Annotated in this window: 15 protein-coding genes; 7 read left to right on the top strand and 8 right to left on the bottom strand. The window is 71.5% G+C overall.

Translation table 11 applies throughout. The features are described 5' to 3' along the window. Positions 1 to 172 precede the first annotated feature (172 nt). Positions 173 to 1,360 (top strand): type VII secretion-associated serine protease mycosin, encoded by a 1,188-nt coding sequence (gene mycP, locus VAB18032_RS01735; RefSeq protein ID WP_232510733.1) that lies wholly within the window; start codon positions 173 to 175, stop codon positions 1,358 to 1,360. A gap of 100 nt (positions 1,361 to 1,460) precedes the next feature. Here mycP and VAB18032_RS01730 read toward each other — a convergent pair whose 3' ends face one another. Together VAB18032_RS01730 and VAB18032_RS01725 are read right to left on the bottom strand one after the other, a co-directional pair. Beyond that, positions 1,461 to 1,754 (bottom strand): WXG100 family type VII secretion target, encoded by a 294-nt coding sequence (locus VAB18032_RS01730; RefSeq protein ID WP_013731043.1) that lies wholly within the window; start codon positions 1,752 to 1,754, stop codon positions 1,461 to 1,463. A 21-nt stretch (positions 1,755 to 1,775) separates the two neighbouring features. Beyond that, positions 1,776 to 2,096 carry a WXG100 family type VII secretion target gene (locus VAB18032_RS01725; RefSeq protein ID WP_013731042.1) on the bottom strand — a complete coding sequence of 107 codons (321 nt, stop codon included), beginning with the start codon at positions 2,094 to 2,096 and terminating at the stop codon, positions 1,776 to 1,778. A 321-nt stretch (positions 2,097 to 2,417) separates the two neighbouring features. Between VAB18032_RS01725 and eccE the strand changes: the two genes are divergently transcribed. From eccE to rarD, 4 genes are all read left to right on the top strand, one after another. Further along, positions 2,418 to 4,181, top strand: a complete 1,764-nt coding sequence (gene eccE / locus VAB18032_RS01720) for a type VII secretion protein EccE (protein ID WP_013731041.1) — start codon at positions 2,418 to 2,420, stop codon at positions 4,179 to 4,181. Between the two features lie 13 nt (positions 4,182 to 4,194). Next, positions 4,195 to 4,581 (top strand): phage holin family protein, encoded by a 387-nt coding sequence (locus VAB18032_RS01715; RefSeq protein WP_043719382.1) that lies wholly within the window; start codon positions 4,195 to 4,197, stop codon positions 4,579 to 4,581. A 146-nt stretch (positions 4,582 to 4,727) separates the two neighbouring features. Then, positions 4,728 to 5,207: a GNAT family N-acetyltransferase gene (locus VAB18032_RS01710; protein WP_013731039.1), complete on the top strand. Its 480-nt coding sequence runs from the start codon at positions 4,728 to 4,730 to the stop codon at positions 5,205 to 5,207. A gap of 14 nt (positions 5,208 to 5,221) precedes the next feature. Then, positions 5,222 to 6,142: an EamA family transporter RarD gene (rarD, locus tag VAB18032_RS01705; protein WP_013731038.1), complete on the top strand. Its 921-nt coding sequence runs from the start codon at positions 5,222 to 5,224 to the stop codon at positions 6,140 to 6,142. Between the two features lie 7 nt (positions 6,143 to 6,149). Here the strand turns inward: rarD and VAB18032_RS01700 are convergent, their stop codons facing one another. Together VAB18032_RS01700 and VAB18032_RS01695 are read right to left on the bottom strand one after the other, a co-directional pair. Next, positions 6,150 to 6,842 carry an anti-sigma factor family protein gene (locus VAB18032_RS01700; RefSeq protein ID WP_013731037.1) on the bottom strand — a complete coding sequence of 231 codons (693 nt, stop codon included), beginning with the start codon at positions 6,840 to 6,842 and terminating at the stop codon, positions 6,150 to 6,152. After that, positions 6,839 to 7,333, bottom strand: a complete 495-nt coding sequence (locus VAB18032_RS01695) for a sigma-70 family RNA polymerase sigma factor (RefSeq protein WP_232510732.1) — start codon at positions 7,331 to 7,333, stop codon at positions 6,839 to 6,841. Before VAB18032_RS01695 ends, VAB18032_RS01700 begins: the two co-directional genes overlap by 4 nt. Positions 7,334 to 7,576: 243 nt before the next feature. Here VAB18032_RS01695 and VAB18032_RS01690 point away from each other — a divergent pair, with 243 nt between their 5' ends. Next, positions 7,577 to 9,688: a PhoX family protein gene (locus VAB18032_RS01690; protein ID WP_013731035.1), complete on the top strand. Its 2,112-nt coding sequence runs from the start codon at positions 7,577 to 7,579 to the stop codon at positions 9,686 to 9,688. Positions 9,689 to 9,763: 75 nt separating this feature from the next. Here the strand turns inward: VAB18032_RS01690 and VAB18032_RS01685 are convergent, their stop codons facing one another. Then, complete coding sequence (locus VAB18032_RS01685) at positions 9,764 to 10,546, bottom strand: IclR family transcriptional regulator (RefSeq protein ID WP_013731034.1); 783 nt, start codon at positions 10,544 to 10,546, stop codon at positions 9,764 to 9,766. 154 nt (positions 10,547 to 10,700) lie between these two features. Between VAB18032_RS01685 and VAB18032_RS01680 the strand changes: the two genes are divergently transcribed. Continuing rightward, entirely contained in the window at positions 10,701 to 11,903 is a 1,203-nt protein-coding gene (locus tag VAB18032_RS01680) for an MFS transporter (RefSeq protein WP_013731033.1), read from the top strand. 25 nt (positions 11,904 to 11,928) lie between these two features. Here VAB18032_RS01680 and VAB18032_RS01675 read toward each other — a convergent pair whose 3' ends face one another. The 3 genes from VAB18032_RS01675 to VAB18032_RS01665 all read right to left on the bottom strand — a co-directional run bounded on the left by VAB18032_RS01675 (position 11,929) and on the right by VAB18032_RS01665 (position 16,227). Beyond that, a complete protein-coding gene (locus VAB18032_RS01675; RefSeq protein WP_050814680.1) occupies positions 11,929 to 12,996 on the bottom strand; it encodes a polyprenyl synthetase family protein in 1,068 nt (355 codons plus the stop codon). 104 nt (positions 12,997 to 13,100) lie between these two features. After that, positions 13,101 to 14,651 carry an NADH-quinone oxidoreductase subunit NuoN gene (nuoN, locus tag VAB18032_RS01670; RefSeq protein WP_013731031.1) on the bottom strand — a complete coding sequence of 517 codons (1,551 nt, stop codon included), beginning with the start codon at positions 14,649 to 14,651 and terminating at the stop codon, positions 13,101 to 13,103. Between the two features lie 52 nt (positions 14,652 to 14,703). Next, on the bottom strand, positions 14,704 to 16,227 hold the full coding sequence (locus VAB18032_RS01665) for an NADH-quinone oxidoreductase subunit M (protein ID WP_013731030.1): 1,524 nt from the start codon (positions 16,225 to 16,227) through the stop codon (positions 14,704 to 14,706). Positions 16,228 to 16,310: the final 83 nt, after the last annotated feature.

Genomic DNA, 16,310 nt, shown 5'->3' with positions numbered 1-16,310 from the left:
CTACAAGGTCACACCAAGATCACAATGACAAGGCTGGCCGGGATCCGGTCCGGTATCGCCCGACGCGCTAACATCCCGTTCCGGTGTCGACACGATACGGAGGCTGTCGATGTCCCGGTACGGTCCGCGTCCCTCTTTTCCGGGTATGGCGGCCGCTCTGCTGGCCGTTTCCATGACCGCCGCACCTGCCATGGTGACGGACCCGACAGCGGTCACCGTGGCGCTCGCGTCGGCGGTCGCGGCGGGCAGGGCGCCGAACTGCGCAACACCGCCCGCGCCGGCCCGCTCGGTGTCCGCGGTTCCCTGGCCACAGCAGCGGTACGCGCCGGAGCGGCTGCACCCGTTGGCGACCGGAGCCGGGGTGACCGTGGCGGTGGTCGACTCGGGGGTGGACCGACGTCACCCGCAGCTCGCCGGCCGCGTACTCGGCGGCACTGACCTGCTCGATCCCGGCGGCGACGGCACGCGGGACTGCGTCGGCCACGGCACCGGGGTGGCGAGCATCATCGCCGCCGTACCCCACGACGGCAGTGGCCTGCGCGGCCTGGCACCCGCTGCCCGGATCCTGCCGGTGCGGGTCAGCGAGCAGCAGGTCGTGGACGGTCAGGGCACCGGTCGCACGGTCGCCCCGGACGACTTCGCCCGCGCCATCCGCTGGGCGGTCGACCACCACGCCGACGTGGTGAACCTCTCCGTCGTCCTGTACGCCGACCACGCGGCGGTACGCGACGCGGTCGACTACGCGCTCGCACGGGACGTGGTCGTGGTCGCCGCCGTGGGCAACCTGCACGGCAACGGTGATCCGCGCCCGTACCCCGCCGCGTACGAGGGGGTGCTCGGCGTCGGCGCGATCGGCGCGGACGGCGTACGGGCCGACTTCTCGCAGGTCGGCTCCTATGTGGATCTGGTGGCACCCGGGTCGGACGTGCTGATGGCCGCTCCCGGGCAGGGCCATCATCGGGCCGAAGGGACCAGCTACGCCACCCCGTTCGTGGCCGCCACGGCGGCCCTGCTGCGCGAGTACCACCCCGAGTTGAGCGCCGAGGAGGTGGCCGGGCGGCTCCTGGCCACCGCCGACCCGGCGCCCGGCAACGGGTACGGCGCGGGTGTGTTGAATCCGTATCGGGCCATCACCGAGACCGCCGGCGGCGCGGTGGCCCGCTCCGCCCCGGTCATCGCCCTGGCCGACGACCGCCCCGACCCGGCGCTGGTCGCCCAGCAGAACCGGCGGGCGGACGCACGGCAGCGGGCCGCCCTGTTGGCCACCGTCGGTGGGCTGGTGGTGGTCTGCATCGTGCTGGTGGCCCTGATCGTGCCCCGAGGTGTCCGCCGTCGCTGGCGTCCCGCCGACCCAAGCTGAGCAGAGACGCCCGCCCGGGCTGAGGGGTCACGCTCGGCCGAGGGACAACGGCACGTGCATAGGCGACGCCGCCCGGAGTCCGGGCGGCGTCGCCTTGCGGTCACCGGAACAGGCCGACGTTCTTCTTCTCGGTGTCGAGGTAGTCGGTCGCGGACTCGTCCACCGCGAGCTTGATGTCACGCAACATCGCCTGGAGGTCCTGCGAGGCGTTGCGCCACCGGGCCTGCCGCTGCTCGTACGCCTGCTGGGCCTCACCGGACCAGCTGGCCACCAGCGGGGCGGCGTCGCGTTCCAGTTGCCCCAGCTGCGAGTCGAGCGTGTTCAACGCCCGCTGGATGTCCGCGCTGGCCTGTTGCAGCGCGGCGAAGTTGACGACCAGCACACCGTGCTCCATCGGATTCCCCCTGAAGGTGGTCTAGAGCGGCAGCTGGATGCCGCCGCGGTTGGTGGCGGACACCCGGCTGGCCGCCTCGGCGTCCGACGCGTCGTAGTGCACGCCGGCGGTGCGGATCGCCCCTGCGGTCTCGCGCAACGCCCGCTGCAGCGCCGCCTGATCCTGCGACCACTGCTGTTTGACCTGCTCGAACGAGCGGCCGCCGGCTCCGCGCCAGGCCTGCTGAAGAACCTCCAGCTGAGTCAGCAGCCCGCTGAGCATCGACTGCAACGACTGGTCCGCCTGCTCGAACTTCGCCGCGGTCTGCTGCATCACCGCGGCCTGTGCCTGGGTCTGGGACACCCCGACGTCTCCTTTGTCTGCTGGCTCGTGGCTGGCCCTGCAAACGCACACCCACGGGCACCGGAGGGGCTGTGTGCCGTGAGATCGGACCATTGAAGTCTCGTCGCTGACGGTAGCGGCACCGTCGCTGTTGTGCTACCCCGTCCCGTTCCCCTGTGGACAACGCGGATCCACCCAGCTCACTACGATGGGCGGCAGTCAGGTCGCGGCGGGTGACCGGCCGAGGAGGGTGCGGTGGCGATGACGGGCGTCCCGGTCGCGCCTGGGCACCCATCGCCCGGCGGATCACCCGCGTCCGAGCAGCGGGTCACGCCCGCGACCGTGTCGACCGGGCCCGGCGACCGCTGGCGAGATCACCGGCCCCGAGCCGGACAGATCGTCGCCACCCAGGTGGCGCTGGCGGCACCCGTCGCGGCCCTGGGCCGGGGTCTGCCCGCGATGCTGGCCGCCGCCGCGCTGGCCGGGGCGTTGCTGTTCCTCGCCTGGTGCCGGGTCCGTCGGCGGTGGCTGTACGAGTGGTTGAGCATCGGTCTGGGCTACGCCACCCGGCGGCGCACGGTCACCCCGGACGGCGGACCGGCGGCGCTGCTCGACCTGGTGGCTCCGGACACCGTCCGCCATCCGGTCGAACTGGCCGGGTCATCGGCCGTGCTGCTGGAGGACCCCGGCGGTGTGGTGGCGCTGCTGGAGCTCGGCGACCGGGCCGACCTGCTCGGTGACGGCGGTCAGCAGCTGCCCTCGCCCGCCTCGCTGCTGCCGGCCGACCCGGGCGATGGTCCGCCGGTACGCGTCCAGCTCGTGCTGTCCGCGACGCCGGTGACGGGGGCCGGTGGCGGCCCGGCGGCCACCTCGTACCGCCAGCTGACCCAGGGCCGGGTGGCGGGCTGGGAACGAGCGGTGCTGGCCGTCCGGGTGACGCGCGCCGAAGGCTGGTCGGAGCAGGCGTTTCGAAGCACCCTCGCCAGCGCCGTACGCCGGATCGTCCGACGCGCCCGGCCGCTGACGGTACGGCCGCTGGGTGAGCCGGCGGCGCTGCGCGTCTTCGCCGAGCTCGCTCACCACGACGGGCAGCCCGTCCGGGAGTCCTGGCAGGCCGTGCGGTCGGGTGGGCTGCTGCAGACCACGTTCCGGCTCCGCCGGTGGCCCGCCCCGGAGGCCGCACGCCACCTGGTGTCGCGGCTGTTGCAGCTGCCGGCGACCGCGGTGACGGTGTCGCTGCACGCCGATGCGACGGCGACCACCGGCCTGACCGTACGGATCGGCGCGTCGACGCCCGCCGAGCTGTCCGCTGCGGCGAGGGCGCTGCGCGCGCTGGTGACGGCGGCCGGTGGGCTGGTGCAGCGACTCGACGGAGCGCACCTGCCGGGCTTCGCCGACACCCTGCCGCTGGCCCCGCCGGTCCCGTCCGCGACCGGCGAGGGCACGGGGCTGGAGCTGCCGTACGGCTCAGCCGGCCTGGTGGTGGGCGCGAACCGGCACGGCAGCCCGGTCACCGTCCGACTGTTCCGGCCGGAGAGCACCCGCGTGATGATCGTCGGCGGGGTGCGGGCCGCCCAACTGGTGACCATGCGGGCGATGGCGCTGGGCTGCCGTGTCGTCGTCCAGACCACCCGTCCACAGCTCTGGCAGCCGTTCGTACGCGGTGTCGGCACTCCGGGCGAGCCGATTCCGCTGCTCCCGCCCGGCCGGCAGGTCGAGACCGGTCCGGGCACGCCGCTGTCTCCGGTGCTTGTGGTTCTGGACGCGCCGCCGCCCACCGGCGGTCCCCGGCCGGGTGCGGCCTGGCAGACCACGCTGCTGGTCCGGGACGAGTTGACGCCCGCCGACGCGGACGCGCTCGGCCGGTCCGACCTGGCGGTGCTCCAGCCGTTGAGTCGTACGGAGGCGGGGATCGCCGGTGCCGCGCTGGGGCTCGGTGACTCCGCCGACTGGCTGACCCGGATCCGGCACGACATGGTGGCCGTGGTGAACCGTCGTGCCCTGCGCTGGGCGGTGCTCGCCGGCACCGCGTTGGAGGCGCAAGTGGTCGGCCGCCCGTCCCGCGACTCGACGCCTGAGCGGGTACCGCCCATCGCCCGGCCGTGACACCATGCCCGCCATGGGTTTTCTGAAAGGTCTACTGATCCGGGTCGGCGCCACGGCGGTGGCCTTCTGGCTCGCCACCCTGGTCATTCCCGGCATCTCTCTGGACACCGCGTCGGCCGGCGAAACGGTGCTGACGCTGGTCCTCGTGGCGGTCATCTTCGGCGTGGTGAACGGGGTCCTCCAGCCGATCATCAAGACCGTGGGCTGCGGCTTCTACCTGCTGACTCTCGGCCTGATCGCGCTGGTGGTCAACGGTCTGCTCTTCCTGCTGACCGGCTGGATCGCCGACCAGGTCGGGCTGCCCTTCGAGGTGGACGGCTTCTGGCCGGCCGCCGTCCTGGGTGCGCTCTTCGTCGGCGTCGTCACCTGGATCCTCGGCGCCGTCCTCGACCGCGACTGACCCCCACCCCGCACCGGCCACCAACGCCGAACCGACCAGCCGGACAGGTGCCGCTCACCGGACGAGCGGTACCTGTCCGGCTGGGCAGACCAGATTGCGGGATCTGGCTACCGGACTGCACCGCGGTACGGACTACCGTCGCAGGGGTGTTCACGCTGACCCGCGACGACGGCTTCACGATCAGCACCGATCCGGACCGGCTGGACCTGGACCGGGTGCACCACTGGCTCAGCACGGACGCCTACTGGGCGATCGGGCGGGACCAGGAGACGGTGACCCGGGCGTTCGCCGGCTCGATCGGGTACGGCGTCTACCGGCCGGTCGACGGCCGCCAGGTCGCCGTGGCCCGGGTGATCACTGATCGGACCACCTTCGGCTACCTGTGCGACGTGTACGTCGACCGGGCCGAGCGAGGTCGCGGCCTCGGCAGCTGGCTGGCGGGCGCGGTCCGCGACCATCTCGCCACCCTGGGCGTACGCCGGATGTTGCTGGCCACCTTCGACGCGCACGGGCTCTATCAGAAGCTCGGCTTCACCACTGTCGACGGCGAGCGCTGGATGGAGTGGGACCGTCGTCACGACTCGGCAGTGAGCCCGCTCACCGGCAAGGATCAGTCGGCCGGTTAGGCCCTTACCGAGCCGTGACGCCGCTCCGCCTCGGATATCTCTACGGGTTCGCCGCCTACCTGATGTGGGGGTTCTTTCCCCTCTACTTCAAGCTGCTGCGTCCGGCCGGCCCGCTGGAGATCCTCGCCCACCGGGTGGTCTGGTCCGTGGCGTTCGTCGCACTGCTGCTCGGCGCGATGCGCAACATCGGATTCCTGCGGGCCCTGCTGCGCCGGCCGCGCGCCCTGGCGGGGATCGCCGCGGCCGCCGTGCTGATCGGGTTGAACTGGTTCACCTACATCTACGGGGTCAACTCCGACCGGGTGGTGGAGACCGCCCTCGGCTACTTCATCAACCCGCTGGTGGTGGTCCTGCTCGGGGTGGCGGTGCTGCGGGAACGGCTGCGTCCGGCCCAGTGGTGCGCGTTGGGCATCGGCGGGCTCGCGGTGGCCGTACTCACCGTCGACTACGGCCAACTGCCCTACATCGCGCTGATCCTGGCGCTCACCTTCGGCGGGTACAGCCTGGTGAAGAAGCAGCTCGGGCTGCCGGCCGCGGAGGGTCTGTTCGTCGAGTCGGCAGTGCTGGCGTTGCCCGCCCTCGGCTACCTCGGCTGGCTCGCGGCCACCGGCGAGATGGCGTTCGGGCAGGTGTCGACGGGACACACCCTGCTGCTGGTCATCGCCGGCGCGCTGACCGCCATCCCGCTGCTGCTCTTCGCCGGGGCCGCCAACCGGCTCCCGCTGAGCTCCCTGGGCATGCTCCAGTACGTTGCCCCGATCCTCCAGCTCGGCTGCGGGGTCCTGATCTTCCACGAGCCGATGCCCCCGGCCCGGCTGGCCGGCTTCGCCCTGGTCTGGCTCGCCCTGATCGTCTTCACTGCGGACGGGCTGCGCCAGGCCCGGCGGACCCGCCGCCAGCCGCCGGTCACCGTGTCTCCGGCCGCTGTCCGCTGATCAGTGCTCAGGGCACGTCGTAGGCCAGCACGACGGTGCCGTCGGCCCGGACCAGTTCCAACCGGACCAGTTCGGCGTTGGTGAACCGGGTCGCGCCACTGATCCGCAGATCGTCGCCGGGCGCGGCCAGCCAGGAGCCGATCTGCTCCTGCGAGCCGTCGGCGGCATGCGCCACCAGCCGGAACGCGTTCGCCTTGCCGTAACCGGACCGCTCGTCGTACCCGCAGGTCATGGTGACCTCGGTGCCCCAGTTCGTGCCGGTGAGCCCGATCTCGGCGTGCAGCGGCACGGAACCCGCCACCGGCCGCATCTGCACCATCCGCACCTGGGCCAGCGGCGCGTTCGGCTCCTGTCCGGGCAGCATGGTGGCTGTACCGAAGCCGACGACCAGGGCGAGCGCGGCAGCCGCCAGCCCGATCACCGCGTACCGCAGCCGGTTGGCCTGCCGTTCGCGGCGGCGACGTTCCCGCGCGGCGCTGAGCAGCTCGGGCACCCGGGGGTTCTCCGGCGGCGGCAGGAACTGCTCCAGGCTGGTCGGATCCAGCCGGCCGAGCAGGCCGGGCAGCACGGCGATCTCGGAGATGGACTGCTGGCAGGCCGGGCAGTCGACCAGATGGCGTTCGTAGGCGGCACGGTCCGCGGGAGACAGGGCACCCAGCACGTACGCGCCATCGTCGTACGCGAAGTCGCAGCGGCTCATCCAGTCACCCCCATCTCGGCAAGGACCAACCGTAGTGACCGCAGCGCGTAATGGGTTCGGGATTTCACCGTCCCCGGCGGGACGCCCAGCCGGGATGCCGCCTCGGAGACCGAGCGCCCCTGGTAGAAGCACTCGACAAGCACGTCGCGGTGCGACGGGCTGAGCCGGTTCAACGCCTCGGCGACCGTCCACGCCTCGACGGCACGTTCCGTCTCGTCGACGACCTCGGGCGGTTCGGGCAGCTCGTCGGTGTAGATCTCACCGACCCGGGTGGAGCGGCGTCGCCAGGCGTCGATGGCCAGGTTCCGCGCGGTGGTGAACAGCCAGGCCCGTACCGAGCCGCGTCGCGGGTCCAGCGACTCCGGATGGCGCCAGGCCCGGAGCAGCGTCTCCTGCACCAGGTCCTCGGCGCGTTGCCGGTCGCCGTTCACCAGGCGCAACGCGTGCGCGTACAGCGCGTCGGCATGTTCGTCATGCAGGGCACGCAGCAGATCCGCGTCGTGGTCGCTGATGGTCCTCTCCTCGCTCTCGCCGCGAGCGGGCTCGGCGTTACGAGGGTTGATACGTGCGGTCACCCCCAACAGTTCAGCCCCAGCTCAAACCTGCCCTCCGGCGCGGATTTCATCGCCGGTTCAGACAGTGGCCGACCCGCGCTCACCGGGCGCCCCTAGCGTCCGGCGGGTACGCGCCGGTGGGTTGCGCCGGTGCGCACCGACCCCAGGAGGCTCCCCCTCATGAGCGACCGTCCCCGGCCGCTGCCGCTACTGGGCACCACCCGCCACGGCAGCCGTGACGCCATGACCTGTCTGTACCGCTGCGCCAACGCCTGCGACCACCCCGTACCCAACACCTCCGACAACCCGTACTTCGGCGATCTCGTGCACGCGGAGGTCTCCCGTCGCGGTGTCGTCCGCGCCGGCGCGGTCGGCGCGATGGTGCTCGGCTTCACCGGTACGCTGCCCGACACCCCCGCCGCTGCCTCGGCGGCAACCAACTCGCCGGCACGGCCCCCGACCACCCCCACCGGCGGCAAGGGCATCGGCACCGGCGCGCTGACCTTCAAGCCGATCCCCCCGAACACCCTGGACACCTTCGTGGTGCCCAACGGCTACGACCACGCGGTGCTGATCCGCTGGGGCGACCCGGTGGTGCCCGGTGCCCCCGCCTTCGACCTGCGCAGGCAGACCGCCGCCGCGCAGGCCAGGCAGTTCGGCTACAACAACGACTTCGTCGGCGTGCTGCCGCTGGACAAGGGCGGCAAGCGGGCGCTGCTCGTGGTCAACCACGAGTACACGAACGAGGAGCTGATGTTCCCCGGCTTCACCAGCCATGAGGCGCTCACCGTCGAGCAGGTCAAGGTGGCGATGGCGGCGCACGGCATGTCGGTGGTGGAGATCGAGCGGGTCGCCGGCACCGGTCAGTGGCGGGTGGCCGGTTCGGGCCGCCGCCCGTACAACCGGCGGGTCGACGCGTTGAGCAGCACCTTGGAGCTGACCGGCCCGGTCGCCGGCTCGTCGCTGGTGAAGACCGCCGCCGACCCGAAGGGCCGCCGGGTGGTCGGCACGCTCAACAACTGCGCCGGTGGGGTGACCCCGTGGGGCACCGTGCTCTCCGGCGAGGAGAACTTCGACCAGTACTTCGTCGGCGGTGACGCCGCGCCGGCGGCCGACAAGCCCCGGCTGGCGCGCTACGGCATCACCACCACCGCCCGCTACCGCAGCGGCAGCCGTCGGTGGGAACGCGTCGCCGACCGCTTCGACCTGGCCAAGCACCCCAACGAGGCCAACCGGCACGGCTGGATCGTGGAGATCGACCCGTACGACCCGGACAGCCGTCCCCGCAAGCACACCGCGCTGGGCCGGTTCAAGCACGAGGGTGCCAACGTCATCGTGGCTCGCAGTGGTCACGTGGTCGTCTACATGGGCGACGACGAGCGCTTCGACTACCTCTACAAGTTCGTCTCCGACAAGAAGTTCATGACGGGTGACTCCTGGGTCGCCCGCAAGCACAACCTGACCCTGCTGGAGTCGGGCACCCTCTACGTCGCCCAACTCGGCCAGACCAGCGCCGCCGAGATCGACGGCTCCGGCACGCTGCCCAGCGACGGCGCGTTCAACGGCGGTGGCCGCTGGATCAAGCTGGTCAGCGGCAACCGGTCGTACGTGGACGGCATGAGCGCCGCCGAGGTGCTCACCTTCACCCGGCTCGCCGGAGACCAGGTCGGTGCGACCAAGATGGACCGTCCGGAGGACGTCGAGCCGAGCCTGCACACCGGCAAGGTGTACGTCGCGCTGACCAACAACACCAACCGTGGTGTCGGCAGCAACCCGAAACCGGACGAGGCCAACCCGCGTACCGCCAACCGGCACGGCCAGATCCTGGAGCTGGTCGAGGACCGGACGGATCACACCGCCGAGACGTTCACCTGGTCACTGCCGATCGTCTGCGGCGATCCGGCGGACCCGTCGACCTACTTCGCCGGGTACGACAAGACCAGGGTCTCCCCGATCTCCTGCCCGGACAACGTGGCCTTCGATGCCACCGGCAACCTCTGGATCTCCACCGACGGCAACGCGCTGGGCAGCAACGACGGCCTCTTCGCCACCGCCACCGAGGGCCCGGAACGCGGCCACCTGAAGCAGTTCCTCACCGTGCCGCGTGGCGCGGAGACCTGCGGGCCGTTCGTCACCGGCGACAACCGCTCCCTCTTCGTGGCCGTGCAGCACCCGGGTGAGATCACCGGTGCCACGGTCGACAACCCGGCCTCCACCTGGCCGGACGGCGACTACGCCAAGCCGGGCGTGGTGGTCACCTGGCGGCTGGACGGCGGACCGGTCGGTAGCTGACCCCGCCCCGGCATCCGCGCCGGCCGCTCCCACGGCCCTCGTCCCACCAGGACGGGGGCCGTCGGGCTGTAGCGGTCAGTTGTCGGTGGCGAGGCTGTCGGCGATCGCGCGGGCGGCGGTGAGCAGCTTCGTCCGGACCACCCGGGCGGAGGTCATCATCTCGCTGGCCGGCAGCGCGCAGGCCAGCACGGTCCGGCGCTCCATGTCCTTGTCCGGGCTGATCAGCACCGCCGCGCACGCCACCCCCTGGCGGAACTGCCCCAGCTCCAGTTGCATGCCACGGCGCTCCCCGGCAGCCAGGTCGGCCTCGAACGCCTCAGGGGTGCTCAGCGTGGTGCTGGTGAACGGCCGCATGCCGTACTCGCGCAGGTAGCGGTGGCGTTGTTCGGCGGTGAGCGTGGCGAGCAGGGCCTTGCCGAGAGCTGTCGCGTGTGCGCCCTCGTCGAACCCCGGCACGAGATCCTCCAGATAGGGCGATCGGTGGCCCTCCGCGACGGCGGTGATGGCCACCTGCCCGCCGACGAACCGGCCGAGGTAGTGACTCCAGCCGGTCTCCAGGGCGACCCGGCGCAGTGTCTCCCCGACCGCCGGCGAACCCCGGAACGCGGCGACCAGCTCGCGATAGCGGTCGGCCACCTCCAGGCCCACGATGTACGTCCCGTCCTCCCGACGGATCACGTAGCCCTCGTACGCGAGGGTCCGCACCAGGTGGTATGTGGTGGCCACGGTCAGCTCGCAGCGTCGGGCGATCTGTTTCACCGTCAGCCCGCGTGGGGCACGACCGACCGACTCGAGCACTCGCAGTGCGCGGGACACGCTCCGGATCAGGTCCGAAGGCTCCGCCAGGGGGTCACGCACAACCACCTCCGCCACCAGGGACTTACACCATATGAAAAAGCGGCCCGAGGCGAAATCCCTGATCGGATGGATGACGCAGGTAATCGGCACACGTGAAGTGATCTCGGTTGCACTTTGTGTCGCCGCGTCGGCGCTCGAATAGGTTGATCTCACCATGCCCGACACTGCTCCTCTTCCCGACACCACGGCCACCACCAGGCCGGTCCGAGCCAGCGCGGTGGCCGTCGTGGTGACCATCGCCTGCGTCCTGCCGGTCTTCCTGGTCGGCGGTCTCGCCGTGCAGATGCGGGAGGACCTGCACTTCTCACCCGCCGGGCTCGGACTGGTCGTCGCGGTCTACTTCGGGGTGGGCGCGCTCGCCTCCGTACCGTCCGGGGCTCTGGTGGAGCGTTGGGGCGGTGCCGTGGTGGCCCGCGCCGGCATCCTCGTCTCCGCCTCCTGCCTGCTCGCGGTGGCGGTGCTGGCCCGGTCGTACCCGGTGCTGCTCGCCCTGCTCGCAGTGTCCGGCACCGCGAACGCGCTCGGCCAACTGTCCAGCAACGTGCTGCTCGCCCGGCACGTACCGGCACGGCGGCAGGGCCTGTCGTTCGGCATCAAGCAGGCCGCCATTCCGGTCTCCACCCTGCTGGCCGGGGCCGCGGTGCCCACCTTCGCCCTCACCGTCGGGTGGCGCTGGGCGTTCGTGGCCGCCGCCGGGGCCGCGCTGGCCACCCTGCCGGCCGTACCGGCGCAGCCGGCGCAACCCGCACGCCGCTCGGTCCGTGGTGCCGGGCGCGGGACGTTTCCGCTGGTGGTGGTCGGCATCGCCGCAACGCTCGCCGCCGGGGCGGCGGGCGCGCTTGGCACCTTCGTGGTGGACGCCGCCGTCGACCGGGGACTCGAACCGGCGCTGGCCGGGCTGACCCTGACCCTCGGCAGCGCGGCCTGCGTCACGGCCCGGGTCGGTCTCGGCTGGCTGGCCGACCGCCGCTCCGGCGGGCACGTCACGATCATCGCCGGCAATCTCGTCGTCGGGGCGATCGGGCTGGCCCTGCTCGCGATGGCCGGCTCCGCCCCGCTGGTGGTCGGCGTACTGCTCGGCTTCGCCCTGGGCTGGTCCTGGCCGGGGCTGATGAACTTCGCCGTGGTCCAGCTGCATCCGCAGGCGCCGGGGGCCGCCACCTCGATCACCCAGACCGGGGTGTACGCCGGCGGTGCCCTCGGTCCGCTGACCCTCGGCCCGCTCGCCGCCGCAGCCGGCTACCCGACGATGTGGCTCACCGCAGCCGTCGCCATGCTCGCCGCCGCCGCGCTGATGCTCACCGCCACCCGTCTGCTGTCCGCCCAGCGCCACCCGGTGGCCACCCGCCCGGCCTGAGAGGTGCCGGAGGATCGACGGCGGGTCAGCTGGTGCGGTCGGCGATGTGGTCGCAGAGCGATTCGAGGGCCCGCCGGGCCGGAATCTGCGGCAGCGGCGCCAGTTGGGCGCGTGCATCCTCGGCGTAGCTGCGGACGGTCTCCCGGGCGCGCTTGAGCGCCGCGGACTCGCGGAGCAGACCGAGCGCCTCGGCGTGCAGCACGTCGTCGGTCAACGCGCCGGTGGCCAGGATCTCCCGCAGCCGCACCGAGGCGGCGTCGGTGTCGTCCGCCGCCAGGGCGTAGAGCACCGGCAACGTCGGCACACCCTCCCGCAGGTCGGTGCCGGGCGTCTTGCCCGACTCCGTGGACTCGCTGGCGATGTCGAGCAGGTCATCCGAGAGCTGGAACGCCACCCCGATGGTCTCGCCGTAGCCGGCCAGCGCCGCCACGTGCTCCGGCGTGGCCCCGGAGAACAGGCCACCAAAGTGCGCGCTGGTGGCGATCAACGAACCGGTCTTCTCCGCGATCACCCGCAGGTAGTGCGTCACCGGGTCGTCGCCGGCCCGAGGCCCGACGGTCTCGGCGATCTGACCGTGCACCAGCCGGGCGAAGGTGCGTGCCTGGAGGCGTACCGCCTCGGGGCCCAGCTCGGCCGCGACGTCCGCGGCCCGCGCGAAGAGGTAGTCGCCGACCAGGATCGCCACCGAGTTGGTCCAGCGGGAATTGGCACTCGGGGCACCCCGGCGCACCGGCGCCTCGTCCATCACGTCGTCGTGGTAGAGCGTCGCGAGGTGGGTGAGCTCCACCACCACGGCGGCCGACACGATCTCCGCCCGGCTCGGGTCGCCGAACTGCGCGCCCAACGCCACCAGCAGCGGTCGGAAACGCTTCCCACCGGCGTCCGCCAGGTGGCGGGCCGCCTCGGTCACGAACGGGTCGGCGCTGGCGACGGTGTCCCGCAGTTCCGCCTCTACCGCCTCCAGCAGACCCAGCACGGACTCCTCCGTGCGAGAGTCGGCGAGATGAAGGCCGAGCGCGCCGAACTGACCTGCGCCAAGCCGGTTCCGGCGGGCACCGGAGCCGGTGACACCTGAACCCTCGCCACCCCTGATCGCCACAGCTCCACCATGCCACACGGCCTCTACCTGCACCGGACCGGGGATACGCGGCGAGGGCCGGCCCACAGTGGGCCGGCCCTCGTCAGCAGGGTCCGCAGCTACCGCACGAACTCGGCGGCGCCGGAGGCCAGATCCAGCAGCGGGCCCGGCGCGACGCCGAGCACCAGGGTGGCGATCACGCCGATCACCAGGGCCGCCGAGGTCAACCCACCGGGCACGGTGACCGTCGGAGTCGACTCACCCGGCTCGGACAGCCACATCATCACCACGACCCGCAGGTACGGGAAGGCCAGCACCATGCTGGTCAGCACACCGGCGATCACCAGCCAGACCTGCCCACCCTCCAGGGCCGGCCCGAACACCGCGAACTTGCTGGTGAAGCCGCTGGTCAGCGGGATGCCGGCAAAGGCCAGCAGGATGAAGGTGAACACCGACGCGTACAGCGGGGAACGCCGGCCCAGCCCTGCCCAGCGGGACAGGTGGGTGGCCTCCCCGTCGGCGTCCCGGACCAGAGTCACCACCGCGAACGCGGCAAGCACCGCGAAACCGTACGCGACCAGGTAGAACATGGTCCCCGACAGCCCGTTCGCGCCCGGCGCCAACACGCCGACCAGCAGGTACCCGGCGTTGGCGATGGACGAGTAGGCCAGCAGCCGCTTGATGTCGGTCTGGGTCACCGCGAACACCGCGCCGACCAGCATGGTGAGCACCGCCACCACGCCGAGCACCGGGGTGAAGTCCCAACGCGCACCCTCGAAGGCGACGTGGAACACCCGCAGCAGGGCACCGAACGCGGCCACCTTCGTGCAGGCCGCCATGAAGCCGGTCACCGGCGTCGGCGCGCCCTGGTACACGTCCGGGGTCCAGACGTGAAACGGTGCCGCAGCGGCCTTGAACAGCAGACCGATCGCCACCAGCGCCATACCGGCGAAGAGCAGCACCGGGCTCTGCGTCGAGTTGGCCACCGCCGCGTGGATGGTGGCGAAGTCGACCCCGGCCGGGCGGTCGCCCAGGCCGGCGGTGAAGCCGTACAGCAGGGCCAGACCGAACAGGAAGAAGGCCGAGGCGTACGCGCCGAGCAGGAAGTACTTCATCGCCGCTTCCTGGCTCAGGATGCGGCGGCGGCGGGCCAGCGCACAGAGCAGGTAGAGCGGCAGCGAGAAGACCTCAAGCGCGATGAACATGGTCAGCAGGTCGTTCGCCGAGACGAAGATCAGCATGCCGCCGATGGCGAAGGTGACAAGCGGGTACACCTCGCCGGCACCGCCGGCGTGCTGCGCCTGCCGCCGGTCGTCCGGCGAGTCGGCGGTGATGGCGGCCTGGGCGACGAACGCGCCACCGCGCTCGATCGCCCGCTCACCGATCATCAGCAGCGCCACCGCCGACAGGACCAGGATCCCGCCCTGGAGGAACAGCGTCGGACCGTCGATGGCGATCACCCCGATGGTGATCAGCCGCTTGTCGGCGTTGAACACCACCATGGTCAGCGCGGCGAGCACCGCCAGCAGCGCCAGCGGCAGCTGGATGGGGTGCCGCAGGCGGCGAGGCACGAACGCCTCGATCAGCACCCCGACCACCGCCGCGCCCATCATGATCAGGATCGGCGCGAGTGCCGCGTAGTCGATCGGCGGCAGTTCAAACTCGTTCACCAGACCAGCCTTTCGTTCGCGACTGCGGGGCTCGCAAGCTCACTCCTCGCGCTCACCGGGCGGCCTCCTGCACGGTCGGAGCCGGGTCGGTCCGGCCGACGTCCTCCATCGTCGCCTGGATGGCGGGGTTGATCACGTCCGTGACCGGCTTGGGGTAGAACCCGAGCAGCACGATCAGCGCGATCAGCGGCGCGACCACGAACTTCTCGCGGAGGTTCAGGTCCCGCTTCATCCCGTCGATCTCGGTCAGCGCCGGGTTGAGTGTGCCCTGCGTGGTGCGCTGCACCATCCAGAGCACGTACGCGGCGGCCAGAATGATGCCGAGCGTGGCGATCACCGCCACCGGCTTGTTCACCGTGAACGTGCCGATCAGCACCAGGAACTCGGAAACGAACGGCGCGGTGCCGGGCAGCGCCAGCGAGGCGAGACCGGCGAAGAAGAGCACCCCGGCCAGCACCGGAACCAGCTTGCCGGCACCACCGAAGTCGCTGATCAGGGCCGAGCCCCGGCGGGCGACCAGCATGCCGACCACCAGGAAGAGCAGGCCGGTGGCGAGCCCGTGGTTGACCATGTAGAGCACCGCACCCGTACCGGCCTGGGTGGTGAAGGCGAAGATGCCGACGCCGATGAAGCCGAAGTGTGCGATCGAGGTGTACGACACCAGTCGCTTCAGGTCGTTCTGTCCGACCGCCAGCAGCGCGGCGTAGATGATGCCGATCACCGCGATGGCCAGCGCCCAGGGCGCGAACCACTGCGCCGCGTCCGGGAACAGCGGCAGGCAGTAGCGCAGGATGCCGAAGGTGCCCACCTTGTCCAGCACGCCGACGAGCAGTGCGGCGGCACCGGCCGGCGCCGCGCCACCGGCGTCCGGCAGCCAGGTGTGGAACGGGAAGAACGGTGCCTTGATCGCGAAGGCGATGAAGAAGCCGAGGAACAGCCAGCGCTCCGCACCGGTGGAGATGTCCACCTCGGACAGCGCCACCCAGTCGAAGGTCTTGCCGCCGACCACCCAGAGGCCGATCACCGCGGCCAGCATGAACAGACCGCCGACCAGGGAGTACAGGAAGAACTTGACCGCCGCGTACTGCCGCTGGTGGCCGCCGTAGCTGCCGATCAGGAAGTACATCGGCACCAGCATGACCTCGAAGAACACGTAGAACAGGAAGACGTCGGCGGCGGCGAAGACACCGAGCATCGTGCATTCGAGGACGAGCAGCAGCGCGAAGTAGGCCGGTACCGACCGCTTCGAGGATTCGGCGTCGTGCCAGGAGGCCAGGATCACCAGCGGCACCAGCACCGCGATCAGCATCAGCATGACAAGCGCGATGCCGTCGGCGGCGAAGGTGAAGTTGACGCCCCAGTTGGGAATCCACGGGTACGACTCGCGGAACTGGAAGCGCTGGCCGTCGACCTGCCAGGTCACCCACATGACGATCGACAGCGCCAGCACCAGCAGGGACCAGCCGAGCGCGACCTGCTTGGCCAGCGTCGGCCGGCTACGCGGCAGGAGGGCGACCACCACTGCGCCGACCAGCGGCGCCACGGTGAGCACCGAGAGGAACGGGAAGTCGGACATTATGCGGCCTTACCTCCGTCGTCGAAGCGCGGTCCGCCGGCGACGGCCGCCTGGGAGAGTGTCGGGAAAGCCGCGCGGTTTCC

Source organism: Micromonospora maris AB-18-032 (genome assembly GCF_000204155.1).
Taxonomy (GTDB): domain Bacteria; phylum Actinomycetota; class Actinomycetes; order Mycobacteriales; family Micromonosporaceae; genus Micromonospora; species Micromonospora gifhornensis.
Note: the sequence above shows the minus strand (reverse complement) of the source record. Positions and strands in the feature narration are given on the sequence as shown.

Bases quoted from the DNA above. Each gene is read 5' to 3' on its own strand.
- VAB18032_RS01715 (WP_043719382.1), top strand. From the start codon at position 4,195: ATGGGTTTTCTGAAAGGTCTACTGATCCGGGTCGGCGCCACGGCGGTG.
- VAB18032_RS01730 (WP_013731043.1), bottom strand. From the start codon at position 1,754: ATGGAGCACGGTGTGCTGGTCGTCAACTTCGCCGCGCTGCAACAGGCC.
- VAB18032_RS01690 (WP_013731035.1), top strand. From the start codon at position 7,577: ATGAGCGACCGTCCCCGGCCGCTGCCGCTACTGGGCACCACCCGCCAC.
- mycP (WP_232510733.1), top strand. From the start codon at position 173: ATGACCGCCGCACCTGCCATGGTGACGGACCCGACAGCGGTCACCGTG.
- VAB18032_RS01680 (WP_013731033.1), top strand. From the start codon at position 10,701: ATGCCCGACACTGCTCCTCTTCCCGACACCACGGCCACCACCAGGCCG.
- VAB18032_RS01665 (WP_013731030.1), bottom strand. From the start codon at position 16,227: ATGTCCGACTTCCCGTTCCTCTCGGTGCTCACCGTGGCGCCGCTGGTC.
- VAB18032_RS01700 (WP_013731037.1), bottom strand. From the start codon at position 6,842: ATGAGCCGCTGCGACTTCGCGTACGACGATGGCGCGTACGTGCTGGGT.